This window comes from Pseudoalteromonas sp. JB197 (assembly GCF_002332205.1).
GTDB classification, from domain to species: domain Bacteria; phylum Pseudomonadota; class Gammaproteobacteria; order Enterobacterales; family Alteromonadaceae; genus Pseudoalteromonas; species Pseudoalteromonas nigrifaciens.
This window is the reverse complement of the sequence record NZ_NRGZ01000003.1, coordinates 90,198-104,923: the sequence shown is the minus strand read 5'-3', so window position 1 is coordinate 104,923 and position 14,726 is coordinate 90,198. Positions and strand designations below refer to the sequence as shown.

Annotated in this window: 13 protein-coding genes and 1 pseudogene; 8 read left to right on the top strand and 6 right to left on the bottom strand. The window is 39.8% G+C overall.

What is annotated here, in order from left to right; translation table 11 throughout:
- The first annotated feature begins 236 nt into the window (after window positions 1-236).
- The 4 genes from CIK86_RS18925 (at window position 237) to CIK86_RS18910 (ending at window position 3,548) form a co-directional block, all read left to right on the top strand.
- Window positions 237-752, top strand: a complete 516-nt coding sequence (locus CIK86_RS18925) for a sigma-70 family RNA polymerase sigma factor (protein WP_217896479.1) — start codon at window positions 237-239, stop codon at window positions 750-752.
- A 2-nt stretch (window positions 753-754) separates the two neighbouring features.
- Window positions 755-1,705 (top strand): FecR domain-containing protein, encoded by a 951-nt coding sequence (locus CIK86_RS18920; protein ID WP_086995625.1) that lies wholly within the window; start codon window positions 755-757, stop codon window positions 1,703-1,705.
- 229 nt (window positions 1,706-1,934) lie between these two features.
- Complete coding sequence (locus CIK86_RS18915) at window positions 1,935-2,834, top strand: IS1595 family transposase (RefSeq protein WP_086995622.1); 900 nt, start codon at window positions 1,935-1,937, stop codon at window positions 2,832-2,834.
- A gap of 15 nt (window positions 2,835-2,849) precedes the next feature.
- On the top strand, window positions 2,850-3,548 hold the full coding sequence (locus CIK86_RS18910; RefSeq protein ID WP_086995619.1) for a hypothetical protein: 699 nt from the start codon (window positions 2,850-2,852) through the stop codon (window positions 3,546-3,548).
- Window positions 3,549-3,636: 88 nt separating this feature from the next.
- On the opposite strand, the gene CIK86_RS18905 is transcribed toward CIK86_RS18910, so the two are convergent.
- From CIK86_RS18905 to exbB, 5 genes are all read right to left on the bottom strand, one after another.
- Window positions 3,637-4,041, bottom strand: a complete 405-nt coding sequence (locus CIK86_RS18905) for a YbaN family protein (RefSeq protein ID WP_086995616.1) — start codon at window positions 4,039-4,041, stop codon at window positions 3,637-3,639.
- 49 nt (window positions 4,042-4,090) lie between these two features.
- Window positions 4,091-4,693 (bottom strand): biliverdin-producing heme oxygenase, encoded by a 603-nt coding sequence (locus CIK86_RS18900; RefSeq protein ID WP_086995613.1) that lies wholly within the window; start codon window positions 4,691-4,693, stop codon window positions 4,091-4,093.
- A 70-nt stretch (window positions 4,694-4,763) separates the two neighbouring features.
- The gene (locus CIK86_RS18895; protein ID WP_086995610.1) at window positions 4,764-5,597 is read right to left on the bottom strand and encodes an energy transducer TonB; all 834 of its coding nucleotides are present in this window, start codon (window positions 5,595-5,597) and stop codon (window positions 4,764-4,766) included.
- Window positions 5,598-5,599: 2 nt separating this feature from the next.
- The gene (locus CIK86_RS18890) at window positions 5,600-6,034 is read right to left on the bottom strand and encodes a biopolymer transporter ExbD (RefSeq protein WP_086995608.1); all 435 of its coding nucleotides are present in this window, start codon (window positions 6,032-6,034) and stop codon (window positions 5,600-5,602) included.
- A gap of 3 nt (window positions 6,035-6,037) precedes the next feature.
- Window positions 6,038-6,991, bottom strand: a complete 954-nt coding sequence (exbB, locus tag CIK86_RS18885) for a tonB-system energizer ExbB (RefSeq protein WP_086995605.1) — start codon at window positions 6,989-6,991, stop codon at window positions 6,038-6,040.
- Window positions 6,992-7,238: 247 nt separating this feature from the next.
- On the opposite strand from exbB, the gene CIK86_RS18880 reads away from it, so the two are divergent.
- From CIK86_RS18880 to CIK86_RS18865, 4 genes are all read left to right on the top strand, one after another.
- The gene (locus CIK86_RS18880; RefSeq protein WP_086995602.1) at window positions 7,239-7,757 is read left to right on the top strand and encodes a sigma-70 family RNA polymerase sigma factor; all 519 of its coding nucleotides are present in this window, start codon (window positions 7,239-7,241) and stop codon (window positions 7,755-7,757) included.
- Window positions 7,758-7,766: 9 nt separating this feature from the next.
- The gene (locus CIK86_RS18875; RefSeq protein ID WP_086995599.1) at window positions 7,767-8,756 is read left to right on the top strand and encodes a DUF4880 domain-containing protein; all 990 of its coding nucleotides are present in this window, start codon (window positions 7,767-7,769) and stop codon (window positions 8,754-8,756) included.
- A gap of 125 nt (window positions 8,757-8,881) precedes the next feature.
- Complete coding sequence (locus CIK86_RS18870) at window positions 8,882-11,578, top strand: TonB-dependent receptor (protein ID WP_086995596.1); 2,697 nt, start codon at window positions 8,882-8,884, stop codon at window positions 11,576-11,578.
- 33 nt (window positions 11,579-11,611) lie between these two features.
- Complete coding sequence (locus tag CIK86_RS18865; protein ID WP_086995592.1) at window positions 11,612-14,044, top strand: PKD domain-containing protein; 2,433 nt, start codon at window positions 11,612-11,614, stop codon at window positions 14,042-14,044.
- A 130-nt stretch (window positions 14,045-14,174) separates the two neighbouring features.
- Here CIK86_RS18865 and CIK86_RS18860 read toward each other — a convergent pair.
- Window positions 14,175-14,536: pseudogene (locus tag CIK86_RS18860) on the bottom strand (transposase); the annotation flags it as partial.
- Window positions 14,537-14,726 lie beyond the last annotated feature (190 nt).

Sequence of the window (14,726 nt, the reverse complement as noted above, 5' to 3'; positions counted from 1 at the left end):
TGTTACTACGGCTTCTATTGCGCCAACAACAACTCAACACCTTTCTGCGAATAGAATTGGGGATGGAGAGTTAAAGGATAAATGTGTTGTGGACTTTGTAGAATTTATTAATATGACAAAGTCCCAGTTTCCAACTATTTTGTCCGTCTACAATTATGAATAGGTACAACTCTTGAACTAATTGCGAATGAAATGTATTATCATTACCATTAGGTTGTTTGGAGTAATACTAAGTGATGGTGATCAATCCTGCTAATATCGCGTGCGTTGATGATATGTATAGAAAACACAATAATTGGCTGTCCATTTATATTCAACGTCGATTAGGATGCTTAGAAGTAACTGCTGATTTAGTACAAGATACTTATTTGCGTATTCTAACAAAAGCATCATTACCAGATATAAAAGATTCCCGTCGCTATTTAACTCATATCGCAAAAGGGTTAGTCATCGATTTGTACCGAAGACGCAATATTGAAGCGGCTTACTTAGAACTAATAGCGAATGATCCACTTACTTCGTCTGAATCTCCAGAGTCTCATCTTATTATGGTTGAGGCATTAAATGAGATTGATATGCTTCTACGGCAACTTCCGGAAAAAGTACGCCAAGCATTACTTATGCGTCAACTCGAAAATATGAGCTATAAACAAATTGCAGCAAAATTAAAGGTGTCAGTATCATCGGTAGAAAAGTACATTGCTAAAGCTTTGCAAAGTTGTTTAATAGTTAATATTGAGATGCAGTCTTGACTATGGAAAAAATTTCTTCAAATACTATTCAACAGGCTGCGATATGGATGGCAAGATTATGGGCTGACGATGTTAATCAACAAGATGAAATTGCTTTTCAGACTTGGTATGAAGAAAAACCTGAGCATGCTTTAGCATGGCAACAACTGGAGTTATTACAAGAAAAATTTCATAAAGTCCCGCAATCTGAGCTTAGTCGGAAAGTATTAATAAGTCAGGAAAAAGGATTGTCGCGTCGACATCTACTTTTATTAGGACTTTTTACTTTAGGGAATCTGAGTTTAATTTTTTCTGGCTTGGCAGGGCACCCTGGCAGGCGTGAATATGTTACTGCCGTAGGTGAAATAAAAACAGTTACTCTAAGCGATGGAACAGTAATGTCAATGAATACAGATACAAGTGTCTATGTTGACTTTGAACAATCAGAACGTAGGTTGTATTTGTTGAAAGGTGAAATTATGATTTCTAGTGCACAGGACATAAAACCTTTTTATGTAACGACGCGTGATGGCAAAGTGGTACCAATTGGAACTTATTTTATAGTAAATCAACGTGAGCAAGAAACCATAGTGAGCGTGTATGAGGGAGTTGTGGAGTTACGGCCAATGAGAAGCATACAGTTTGTGCAATTAAAAGCGATGCAGCAAGCTGCTTTTAATACTAAGGGGACTATGCCGATCCAGCAATTATCGACTAGTCGAGCATTATGGCTGGAGCATAAAATACAAGCAACCAACAGTAAATTAACTGATTTTATAATCGAACTCGCTAGATACCACCGTGGTGTTATCAATGTGGCGCCAGAGCTTGCTAAATATAAAGTAACAGGTATTTTTTCAATAACGAATATAGATAAAACCCTACATCATCTTAGTGAAATTTTGCCGATAGAAATTACTTACTATTTTAAACGTTGGATATATATTAAGGAAAAGCCTAAAAATCTACATTAAAACCTTGGTCTAAGTTGAGTGTTAATATTGTATCTGGTCATAAAATTATCTATCCAACTATCATAGGTCGTGTTTATATTAATGCAGAAGTTAGGTTTTGATTTAATGATTATTAGTTGTTATTGTAGTAATTACTGTTGTACCTCCAGTCACTCAATTAATAGGGCGCTGATCCATTTCTGTGTTGGTCTGCTATACTGATTAAATCAGATTATGTATAGGAGCACTTATGAATAATATTCAGTTTGCCAATCTTCAATCTACTTTAGAAGAGCTAACTTTTGTTCAGTTGAAAAGGCTCCGACAGCATATTGAGGATATGATTTCTTCGAATCATGCTGGCAAAGCTATTGCTGTCCATGAGGAAGGTGTTGCTGAGTGTGCTCATTGTGGAAGTCACGAGTTCACTAAATACGGCACTACTGCGCGAGGCCAACAAAGATACATGTGTAAAGTTTGCTCTCGAACATTCAATTCGCTCACTGGTACACCACTATCTGGTATGAAAAAGCAAGATAAGTGGCATCAGTATTCTGAAGGTATGTGGTTTACAGCAAAGATCAGAGAGGCTGCAAGTGAGTTGGGCATTAACGTTAAAACCGCTTGGCGATGGCGGCATCAGTTATTATCCAAGCCAAGACAAAGCAAGCCTTCAGAGCTTCACGGCATTATTGAAGCTGATGAGACTTTTATCAATGAGTCGTTTAAGGGGAAGCGTCAACTGGATAGGCCAGCACGTAAGCGTGGAGTTAAAAGCAATGATATACGCAAAGTCCCTGTCACTCATTTTGTCTTGCAAAGGAACACCAGAGAAGAGTTGGAGAGGTCGCTAGCTCCAGTATTAACGCCAGAGAGTGTCTTGTGTACTGACGGCAACTTATCTTATCAAACTATCGTTAAAAACCTGCCTTTTGAACTTGATCATAAACGGCTTATAGCTGTGGATAATCAGAGAGTTATAGATGGAATTTATCACATACAAACACTGAACAATTGGATGATGCGCTGGAAACAATGGCTTAGACAGTTTAATGGCGTTGGAACTGATTACCTCGATAATTACGTTGCTTGGTTTAGGCAAATGGATCAGTCACAACAAGACGATAGCTGGATAGTTCTGGCACTATAAATAGTTGGAATTTTAATGAAGATACTTAAGATATTTACCGTTTTTTTTATTACGTTTTTCATAGCTTCATTTGGGTACTTTAAAAAAGACGCTATTGCTTGCGAACTGATAGGGATCTACCACTTTAATGAAGTGTCGCCAAACTTTTATGTTGATCAAAGCATCGACAACCTACAGCAAATTGAGCTATCACATGCTTTACAAGATGCAATACAAAGAGTTTCAGATATCTATGGCGTTCCTACCTCCAGTCCTAGAATCATTGCAACAGCCGAAACTAAATATGCCAAATTCGGATTTAACCCCACAGGTATGCAAAGTTCTGGGTTCTTTGGAGAGTGTATATTTCTGGGTCCAAAGGGACTAAATACTGACGTAATAGCCCATGAGCTTGTTCATGCCGAAGTAAGGCACAGAACAAATCTGTTTGTCGAACTAACTCAGCTACCAGCTTGGTTCATTGAAGGTACAGGAATCAAGGCAGATTACCGAAAGCCTTTTTTATTAGAAAACATTGATGTGACAAATGATGACGTAACTAAGATTAAGTCGGTGTTTTACCTTAGTGACTTCCCCAACACCGACGTAAAGTATTACCAAGCATCGCTAATCGCTGTCGAGCCGATGGACCCAAAGAGCATGTATAGTGGCCTAGAAAGATTGAATAATGGCGAACAGTTTGAGGACGTTTTTAACGAACTTTTTAATTATTGATTAATCTTGAAAATTTTTATTATCAAAACAGAAATGGAACAGCGCCATTAATAGGCATTGATGCTTCCCAAAAAAATTATATTTTATATTACGGTAAAGGGCGTGAAATTACATAATATGCACATATCATTAAAAATAGTGCCACAACACTAGCCAGCAATAAAGAGGGTTGCCCCCCTAAATAAAACAAAATATAGCCAACGGACATGCCGAGACTTGCGATTATCTTTACTGGTTTAGAAATAGTGCCATGCGTTTGCCAATTGGTGAGAGTTTTCCCAAAACGAGGATGATTAAGTAGCAGGTACTCAAAACGCTTTGATGAGCGGCTAAAACAAAAAACTGCACCAATCAAAAAAACAGTTGTAGGCATAATAGGTAAAAATAAACCTATTATGCCTACTCCGGTTAATAAAAATCCACTTACCAAGTATGTTATTTTTTTTAAGTTACCAGCAATTATTTGCGGGCTAGTTTTATTTATGAATTTCATAATTTACCATTTCGTTTTTGCCAGCTCATACAAATAGTTACACTACTCGTTATTCAAATACACTATCAACGGTACTACGTACTAGGCTAAAAGCATCCCGGGCACCATCAATGACAAGGCTTTGCTGTTCATACGTGAGCTCAATAGCATTTAAAGCGGTTGTAAATACTTTCCATGACTGTCCGCGACCAATCGCTGCTGGAGCCAAATGAGTGGCACCAAACTCTTCTGATAGGCCAATACGTTTTGCTGCTTTTAATAAATACTCGGCACCTAAGTTAGATCCTTCAGATACATAAAGCCAACCAAGAGAAGCTGGGTAGTCAATGTTTGGCAAATTATTCTCGGCTTTCATATCATTAATATCGGCATTTAAATCTAAATAATCTTTTTTAAGATAACTAAGACGCGCTCGTTCAGGTAAATCCGTAAATAAACATAGCAGCTTAGGATCACAATAGAGAGGCGCTATGGCTAAATGAAAACGATACTGTACCGCTAAAAATAAAGCGTAACGGCCTAAGTCTGTAAAAGGTCGTTTTGTCATAATCATCTTATCTAAGCTGTCATGTGTGGTTGTGGTGTCGAGCTTTAGCCTTTGGGCCAGAGTGAGTATTTTAGCTTCTTCGTTAACGTGTAACTCTTCAATCATGGTCTATCCTTTAGTATTAACTATTTATCATGTAATTAGTAATGGTTATATAAACACAGCGATATCACTGTTAATGAATAAAAAACGCAACAGGAACGGCCATGCTAATTGGGTCCCCTGTTACTGTGTTAGGAGGTGCAGGCAAAGGCTCTGCACGTCTAACTAATTCGATGACCTCTTGATCTAATGTAGCTATTCCACTGGGCTTAAATAGGGTGACATCCAGTACATTCCCCTCTCTGTCCATGGTAAAGCTTACCCACGGAATACCTTGTTGACCCCGTAATTTAGCCATTCGTGGGTAACGTTTTTTCCTTTCTAAATGTAGCTGTAACGCACTTTGCCAAAGTTGTTTAGCCGAACTTTCATGTTCACTCAAAGCACCTTTTACAGGGCCAGATGCCACTTTGGCTTCTTTTACTGGTAACGCAGCAGGTGCACTCGTTTGATCTACGTATTGTTCACTCGCCCCCGTTGCCGTTGTGCTATTAGGTTGTGACTTCGGCACAACGTCTATTTTTTTCTCAGTGGTTCTTTTTAATGGTTTACTTGGCGCAGGCTTAATTAGTTTGTCTTTAATGGTAAAGTCAGACTTACTTTCTATAATTGGCTTTACTAAAGGCTCTATTTTTGTAGCCTCAGGTTCACTGCGCTGCTGTTTCATTGGCGTTGATTCTTGTTGCTTTGGCCCAACAGGTAGCGCTAATTGTTCAGACTTTGGTGCAGCAACAATGCTTACCTCAAAGACCTGTGGGGATGCTTGGATAGGCACATTGTTATTATGTTCTTTTGGTAATAAAAAATAACCTGCAATAGCAAAGTGTAAAATAACAGCCCCTAAAATAGCGATAATTACTTGCCATGATACTAAGCGAGAAGCTTTCTCAGTGGTGCCTATAAACATACTCACTGGGCAACGTCCGTTTCGTGTTTTAAGCCCACTAGCGCCACTTTTGAGTAGCCTGCTTTGGTTAATTGATTCATTAATACCATAAACTGCCCATATTCAACTTTGCTATCAGCACGCAATAAAATACGTTGCTCAATTTCAATTCCATACTGCTTTAGTTCTTGAGCCAAATTTTGTTGTTGAATGACATCGCCCTCACCAAATATTAAGGTTAAGTCTTCTTGTAACGTTAGATAGGTAGGATCGTCATTCTCTGGATGCGCTGGGGCTGCAACTGCAGGAAGTTTAACGGGCACGCTCACTGTAGCAAGGGGGGCTGCGACCATAAAAATAATCAGTAATACCAACATCACATCAATAAAAGGGGTAACGTTAATTTCATGCTGTTCATCTAAACTATCGTTATCGGTATTTTTAGTAGTAAATGTCATTATTTAAGACTCTTTAGATACGATGTTAACAGGGCTTTTATCATCATTAAGTAAGATAGCTAAAGGCTTTGCTTGAGGGTTTTTTCTATCAAGATCACGACTAATTAGTATCATGGTGGCAGTAAGAATGTCAGTCAACATAGCTTTATAACTGCCAATCGAACGAGAAAAATGGTTATACATAACAACAGCTGGAATTGCTGCAACTAAACCCAAAGCGGTTGCAAGTAGTGCTTCGGCAATACCTGGTGCGACTACGGCAAGGTTCGTTGTTTGTGTTTTAGCAATGCCAATAAAGCTGTTCATAATGCCCCAAACAGTACCAAACAAACCAACAAATGGTGCTACAGACCCAATAGTTGCCAGTACACCAGTGCCTAGATTCACATTTGCAGATATGGATGCTTGTACGCGTTCTAAACGAGCTACTAAGCGCTCTTTTAATGCTTCGTCTGTAGTCGGCCCTGCAGCACTAAGATGTAACTCATGTTGAGTTGCCGTTAAAAATATTAGCGCTTCGCTTTTTTGTTGTGTTAAATCATGGCTCGCCTCTGAAAAGCTTGTGCTTTGGAGTAAATGTGTAAGTAATTTTTTACTGTGCCGTTTGGCAATATTTAGCTGTATAGATTTAAATATACAGATAGCCCATGATATTAATGATGCAATAAGCAGCCCTATAATTACACTTTTCACTACAATATCAGCGGCTTTGTACATTCCCCAAGGAGATAGGTCATGTGTTTCAAAAGTGGCTTCACCAAGTTTATGCTCTACATTAGTTACGTTAATGGCCTCATCACTAGATGGTGTAATAGATGGTTGTTCGACGACTGATGAAGTAGCTACTATCTCACTTGTTACTATTGACAGAGGTACCTCAGCGGCGTGTATTGTCATAGACAATTGTACAATTCCAATACTTAGCAGGGATAATAACAATATAGCTTTTGTAAACATTTTGATTCCTTATCTTTTTTAATATGGCCCACAAACTCAGCTGTGTATTAGCAACAAGCAATATTAAAGTATGCATCTGATGGGTTACTTTATTAGTTATATAACTAGATGCCGAACGAGAATCGGTTTTCATCAATTAATAACAAAATTATTTTAATTAAACTTTACTGAACATTATAACTAACTGTTGAATGAGAATGAAAATCATTTATAGTGTTGGCTGATATGCTACAGGAAGACCAAAATTTTGACCAGAAATACCGCTAATTCAGCAGGGTTTAATACGCTTTATCAGGAACACCATGAGTGGCTTGTTCGCTGGATTGCGCGTCGTACCTATAGCACTGACACTGATAGTGCACAAGATCTTGCTCAAGATACGTTTATACGTTTATTAAATAAAACTTCTTTATACAGCGAAATACGTAGCCCAAGAGCATGGCTTACAAAAGTTGCTGGTAACTTAGTAACCGATGACATACGGCGCAAGATTTTAGAAAAGAACTATGTAGATTTTTTAGAAAGCATGCCAGAAACAGCCTATTTCTCACCGGAAGAGCAATTTCAGTTATTGAGGCTATTAGAACAAATAGACCGGTTATTAAGTGGTTTAAGGCCAATTGAAAAAACAGCATTCTTAATGGTTAGACTAGATGGGCTCAGCTATAAAGAAGTGGCAAAACAACTCGATGTAAGCTTATCATCTATTGAAAAGTACATCGCGAAAGCCATGTTTGAGTGTTATACCCTCACTTATTCGGATTAAAAGTAATAGATGGATACCACTGTTGTGCAAAAAGCAAAACACACGCCGTTACCTGATCAAATTGTGCAACAAGCGATTGCTTGGTGTATTTGTTTCGAGTCAGGCAACGCACAATCTAAAGATCTTGATGAGTACCAACGTTGGCGCTTAGCTGATCCTATGCACGAACTGGCATGGCAGCGGATTGAGTTATTAGAATCAACATTTTCAGGCGCGACAAAAAAAAGCGCCAGCATCGTTCATTCAACGTTACAAAAAACAGATCGTGACATACAGAGCATGAGCCGCCGCCAAGCATTAAAGAAAATAGCAGGTACCACACTTAGTTTAGCAAGTGTTAGTTGGTTAGCTGATAAACAAGGCGCTTGGCAATACCTTAACGCAGATTATGCAACCACTAATCAACGTGAACTTTTTACGTTAGCCGATAACAGTCAGCTTTGGCTTAATAGTGGTAGTACCGTTGAGCTTAATTTTAACAACTACAATAAACACATTCATTTAACGCGTGGAGAAATGCAATACACCGGCTCAGTTAGCACACAGCCGATCCAAATAAAACTTAATCATGGAGTGCTAATAAGTGATAGTAAACAGTTTTTTGTGCGTCATGAAGATGACCATGCACTAGTTAAAGTTATGCAGGGCAGTATTGTTGTACAGCAGCCAAATACTTTCCTCACTAACCAAGTAATGAATGCAGGAGCGCTTTATAAAATAACCTCAAATTCAGTGCAGCAGTTAGATAATCATATATTTGATTACAGTAGTTGGACCGAAGGGCTTCTTTCTGTGCGGAACATGCCCATAAAGCACTTTTTAGCGGAGTTATCACGTTATCACCGTGGGTTTGTAAAATGTGCGCCAAATTTAGATGATTATTTAGTATCTGGGGTGTTTCAATTAAATGATACTAACCTCATTTTAACAACTCTTGCTCGCACTGCTCGCGCCAAAGTGCATTACATGACTCGTTGGTGGGCTGAAATACGGCCTTAATTATTCAATTAGTTACCCAGTTCAATAGAGTTATATAAAAATATAAAATAATTATCATTTAACCTTACGGGGTTTCTATTTTCATGCGTCATATAAGTATGCATTAAAGAAATAGGAAATCATTCATGCCCCGCGCTGCACTACACTTATTATCCGTTGTAACTTGTTTGTTGGTTATCACACCCACTGCAAGTTTAGCTGAACAAGCAACAGCGACATCACAAATAAAAATGATCAATTTTGATCTACCCGGGGGCGAACTAGGGGATGTACTTAGATTATTTTCGCGCCAAGCCGGTGTAACGCTGTCATTTGAAGAGCGGACTGTACGTGGTTTTTCAGTTACTGCAATGTTAGGTCAATACAGCACTGAATCAGCATTGTTGACGCTATTACAAAATACTGACTTACAGGCCTTACCAATTAGTAGTCGTGCATGGTTAGTACAAGAAAAAAATCAACAAGATTTAATAACCCTAAATACTATTAATGTGCAAAGCCGTAACGTTGATCTAAAAGATCAAACCTACACCGAAGCTGCCTCAGTAAACTTGATCACTCAGCAAGATATTCAACGTTTTAGAGGAACCAGTGTTGGCGATATTTTTCAGGGCACGCCGGGTGTATTGATCAGTGAAAACCGCAACTCTGGTGGTCTCGATATAAATATTAGAGGTATGCAAGGACAAGGTAGAGTACCTGTGGTGATCGACGGCAGCCGCCAAGAAACCACGGTTTATCGCGGTTACTCTGGGGTGTCAAGTCGTAGCTACATTGACCCTGACTTAATTGGATCACTTAAAATTAGTAAAGGCCCGGTAATGAGTGCTGATGGCACCGGCGCGACTGGTGGCTTAGTGAGTGTAAGCACATTAAACGCCGATGATATTGTAAAAGAAGGCGAGTTAACGGGCTATCGATTGCGTGTTAGCGCCATTGGAAATAGCTCAAATGCACCCGATCCTGGGACTTATGCGGGTTATTATTTAGCACGTAATGCGTACCGCTCCGAATGTCGGTTTTCGAGCTACTGTAGTGATCAATATTTAATGCCAGAGCGCTTTGCACCTGATGAAGGCATGGATAGACCAAGCTTATTTGAATTTAGGAGTTATGCCGGTAGTTTTGCAGCAGCTAAACATTTTGAATGGGGCGACCTTATTGGCGCCTATGCAAAAAGAGAGCAAGGTAACTACTATGCAGGCAGTAATGGCCCTGCACCAGAGGTCATTTACGGCGAGCCAGACAAACTTGCTTGGTACACTGAAACGCAAGTATCAATGCAAGGCGCGTCACGTTTTCGTGCTAATGAGCGTATCCCCAATACTAACTTTTCGAGTGAATCTTGGCTGTTAAAAAGTAATGTACTGCTGCCCGATGATCAAAGTCTAGAAATGAGCTATATACGTTATAACAGCGCGTATGGCGAAATGATGCCTTCACAAATACGTTCTTTTGGTCAGGCAAGACAATGGCTTGATAGCGAAGTAACCAATCAAACTTACACATTGCGATACCGTTGGCAGCCAATTAAATATGACTGGGCTGATTTTAAAGCCAATATTTGGCATACCGATGCACTTACTCAGTTAAATACCCCAGGTGTTGGCTCAGTAGATATTGTTGATAATGTCGCTCGCAGTGATGACTATCAACGCTTTGGAACTGATATAAGTAATAGCATGATGTTTTACTCAGCAGGCGAATTAGAACTAAGTTATGGCTTTGCTGGACAGTATGAAAACATGGACACTAACACCCCTGAAACCGAAGGTTTTTATGTGGGTTCGCGCAGCGGGTGGCGTAAAGAGTTCAGCGCTTTTAGTGCAATAGATTGGCAATTTGCATCAGCATGGTCACTAGAAGCAGGTTTACGTTTTACTCATTTTTCTTCTAAAGACAACAATCCTCTTGCTATAAACACGAATGATCCCGCCTGCATATCTGACGATGCAGGTGGTTGCTTAGAAGTGCAATATGAAAATAGTCATTCAGGTACTGCGCCGTTAGTCGCTATAAAATGGCAAGCATTTAAAGGATTACAGTTTTACCTTCGCCATAGCGAAGCATTGCGCATGCCGAGTTTATTTGAAAGCACCTCAGGCTGGTCTGTAAGCCCTGTATTAGATATCCCTTTAGAACCTGAACATGCAACTAATCAAGAAGTTGGCCTAAATTATTTAAACGACTCATTACTGGCCAATGATTATAAAGTGGGTTTCAAGCTCGCGTATTTCCAAAACCACGTTGAGGACTACTTAACCCGCACCCAGCCAAATGCATGGGAGCAAAAGCAAGGTGGCTTTGACTTCTTCCGAATGCGAAATATCGACAGTCTTGATCTAAATGGCTGGGAACTTAATTTTAGCTACGACACAAAATACTGGCTTGTAGAATTAAGCGGTACGCATTACACCCATATTGAAGTGTGCAATGTAGGGAGTTACGTACGTTACTACTGTAATGATTGGGGCCTACCTGAGAGTTATATAAACAACATGATCCCGCCAAATTGGCATGCAAGTGCTCACCTTGGTGTGCGTTTATTTGAACAGCGGTTAGAAGCGGGACTAAGAGGCACTTTCATGGGGCAACGTAACTCAATCCCTCGTTACAACGCTCCAACAGGGTTTAATGAACCCGTCCTTTGGCACAGTTATAACCTGCTGGATATCTATGCCAGTTATAAATTTAACGATGATACGACACTCGATTTCACCGTAGACAATGTCACCGATCGTTATTACCTCGATGCCTTGAGCTTGGGTTTAGTACCTGCACCAGGAAGAACAGCACGACTGAGCTTAACCTTACAATTTTAACTGATAACACCTATCAGACAGGAGAATAAAAGCATGAAAAAAATATTTGGCGTAATCGCTATCATCGGGCTTTCGCTCACTATGTCGGCCTGTGGCGGCAGTAGTGATAAAAAAGCCGACACCGAAGTACAAGTCCCGCAGCAAAAGCCAATTGCTGTCATTGAGTTACAATCGCCCACGGAACAAATATTTTCATTAGAAGCTGGCGCGGTACAAGTAACACTCAATGCTGATACAAGTACCCATACCGAAGGTACTAGCTTAACTTACACGTGGCAGCTTATTGAGCGACCAGCTGCAAGTAACTCAGATATTACCAGTGCAGACAGTGCAATAACTGAATTTACAGCTGATTTCCCCGGTGTATATGTAGTGAGCTTAATCGTAAACGATGGCACCAAAAACAGCGAAGCTGTTCGTTTTACGCTCACTGCAACCAGCCCGTATCCAATTGCAATTACTGAGTCAATTTATAGTGTAAACTTGGGCACTGATAGCATTGGTCTTGATGGTAGTCAAAGCGTAACACCGACTGGTGAAACCGGCTCATTAGAATACCAATGGGAGCTTATTGAAAAGCCAATAGATAGTACGGGATATTTAAACAATGCAGATCAAAGTCAAAGTACTTTATTTGTTGATTTAGCCGGTGATTACAAACTGCAATTTATAGTGACTTATAATGGCATTGCCAGTGAACCCGTTAATGTTACGGTTAGTGTGGCAGAGGGTAATGCACCACCAGTTGCTAAAGCAGATGATATTACTATTATTTTAGGTGAAGAAGCCGTACTTGATGCCTCATCGAGTATTGATCCAGAAGGTGAGCAACTGCAATATCGCTGGCAATGGGGTTATAGCCCAACGGAGCCTGATAATGTACCCTTGCCAAAACTTGACGGTGCAACAACCGCCAAAGTGCGTTTTACTCCACAAGCTGTAGCAAATTATAAAGTCATGCTATTTGTATTTGATGGCACGCGAAAAAGTGAAGAAAAAGAAATAATCGTCACAGTCAATAAAAACCCTGAAGCGACAACCAATGCGGCACCTATTGGTGAGTTATCAGCAACTGGTTATTATCCGTCTTACAGTATTGGTGAACAAGAAGTTGGTCTTCGCGCCGAGTTTAACTTTACTGGTTATGATCCAGAAGGTGAAGCGCTGCAAATTATCGACGCGACACTTGTTGAAAAACCTGAAGGTAGTTTAGCTGAGCTTGTTGATATAGGCTCTTGGAAACCGATGGGTAAAAAAATCCAAAAGTTAGATATAGCAGGTACTTATTTAGTTCGAATGGTGATTTCTGACGGTGAAAATCAAATGTCACTTGATGCCACGATGGAAGCAAAAGTAGGTAACGTTAACGGCCAACCTTCAACAAGTGGCGTTAATGCACAATCAAAATCAGTATTGGTTGGTGATGCGTTAGTATTTGATGCTTCAAGTAGCGATCCTAATGATGACCCAATTACCTTTCACTGGGAGCTAACAGATAAACCCGATGGCAGTAACGCCACAATTGAAGCCGTGATCGAGCCAGAGAGCCAAGAGTATCGCCGTGCAAAAGTGATCACCGATGTGCCAGGTTCTTACACTGCACGTTTGATTGTAGAAGATGACCGTGGCTTATTTGCCAAAACATATGCGCAAGATGATGGTTTAGCTAAATTAACCAACACAACACCAGAGATACGCTCAGTAGTATGGGCACGTAACTGGGGGCGTTTAAGGCCGGGTGAAGACTATTATCAAATTCTAACATGTATGTCGTTATTGCATCGCCCGGTGACAATTGATGCCGATGGTGATGAAGTATTCACGCATGAAGAGCTGATCAGTACACCTGAAGGCGGCGAGTTTACCAGTAGCCCAAGTGAGGCCGATTGCTCTAACACCCGAGGTCAAGTATTTACTAAACCAGGAACGTACACATTCAGATACTCTGCAACAGACTTAATTGATGATGCTCCACAGTACGATTTTGTAGTAAAAGTTGACCCAATAGCTGAGGCTAAAGGTGTTCGTTTACGCAGTTTAAATGACAATAATGAAAGCTTATGGCAGCCATTACCATATGAAAATATCCCTCCATTTGCTAATGACTTTTATGCAAGCTCTAAGCCTTTCCTTGAAGAAGGTTATGTAAGGTGGTCATTAACTGCAACAGATGCAGATTACACCATCGAAAATCTACATGTTAGTCATATCAATGGTGATTTAGAAAGCTTAACACCTCGCTTTGAAAACTTAATGCAAGGGCAAGTTATTGGCAAAGGTGAGTCAGTTGAGTTTAAAACTGTATTACCTGCGGTAACGTGTGTTGGAAACAAAGAGGCATCAGAAGGATTTCATTTTTCATTCAGAATTAAAGAAATTCCTGAGATCACTTTTGTATATGAAACATGGCGCACAGCTAACCAATCAAGCTTATTTGATGAGTGGAGAGAATGTGAGAGCGACTAGTTAGCATAAATCGATACTATTTAAAAAGTGTAGAGTGATTTTAATGCCACTTACCTTAGAGCAAGTGGTATTTTTTATTGGAAAGTTATGAGTCTGTAACGGATTCTGTGTAACTGCCCGTTTTTAGATTTTAAATATGTTTACTGAGGTTTTCCTCAAATTCAATGATAAAACCGCCAGTCTCGTATTGGTATCCGTCCATTTTTTTGATGCCTCTTTTATTCCTGAATAAATCATTTTTCTTGCAGAGTCGTCATTTGGAAATAGCTTACGGTTTTTAATCGCTCGGCGAATAACGCTTTTGAGTGATTCAATGGCATTCGTTGTTTAAATGGCTTTTCGTATCGCCTCAGGGTAATTAAATAACGTATTTTGATTGTCCCATTTCTCTGCAAACCGTTCCAACTCTAGCAATGTCTCTTCTTCTGTCGTAATGGCTTTATAATTTTTCCATGAAACCTATTTCAATGAGTTGGGAACCATATGATCTATGTATAAGTTATTTTTGTGGAAATATGCATCACAATCCCAGATAAATAGGGAATGCTCCAATTTATCGTAAGCGTCTAGCGAACCACACCTAGCATCGATGTTCTGATTATCTAAAAATACCTGCTCAATGATAAATTCGGAGCAGGTGATGAAAACTTACAGAACAAGCGCACAGTGGCAGCAGCTTTTG

Excerpts from the sequence above, each read along its gene's own strand:
- CIK86_RS18925 (WP_217896479.1), top strand. The coding sequence starts at position 237 with ATGGTGATCAATCCTGCTAATATCGCGTGCGTTGATGATATGTATAGA.
- CIK86_RS18920 (WP_086995625.1), top strand. The coding sequence starts at position 755 with ATGGAAAAAATTTCTTCAAATACTATTCAACAGGCTGCGATATGGATG.
- CIK86_RS18915 (WP_086995622.1), top strand. The coding sequence starts at position 1,935 with ATGAATAATATTCAGTTTGCCAATCTTCAATCTACTTTAGAAGAGCTA.
- CIK86_RS18910 (WP_086995619.1), top strand. The coding sequence starts at position 2,850 with ATGAAGATACTTAAGATATTTACCGTTTTTTTTATTACGTTTTTCATA.
- CIK86_RS18905 (WP_086995616.1), bottom strand. The coding sequence starts at position 4,041 with ATGAAATTCATAAATAAAACTAGCCCGCAAATAATTGCTGGTAACTTA.
- CIK86_RS18900 (WP_086995613.1), bottom strand. The coding sequence starts at position 4,693 with ATGATTGAAGAGTTACACGTTAACGAAGAAGCTAAAATACTCACTCTG.
- CIK86_RS18895 (WP_086995610.1), bottom strand. The coding sequence starts at position 5,597 with ATGTTTATAGGCACCACTGAGAAAGCTTCTCGCTTAGTATCATGGCAA.
- CIK86_RS18890 (WP_086995608.1), bottom strand. The coding sequence starts at position 6,034 with ATGACATTTACTACTAAAAATACCGATAACGATAGTTTAGATGAACAG.
- exbB (WP_086995605.1), bottom strand. The coding sequence starts at position 6,991 with ATGTTTACAAAAGCTATATTGTTATTATCCCTGCTAAGTATTGGAATT.
- CIK86_RS18875 (WP_086995599.1), top strand. The coding sequence starts at position 7,767 with ATGGATACCACTGTTGTGCAAAAAGCAAAACACACGCCGTTACCTGAT.
- CIK86_RS18870 (WP_086995596.1), top strand. The coding sequence starts at position 8,882 with ATGCCCCGCGCTGCACTACACTTATTATCCGTTGTAACTTGTTTGTTG.
- CIK86_RS18865 (WP_086995592.1), top strand. The coding sequence starts at position 11,612 with ATGAAAAAAATATTTGGCGTAATCGCTATCATCGGGCTTTCGCTCACT.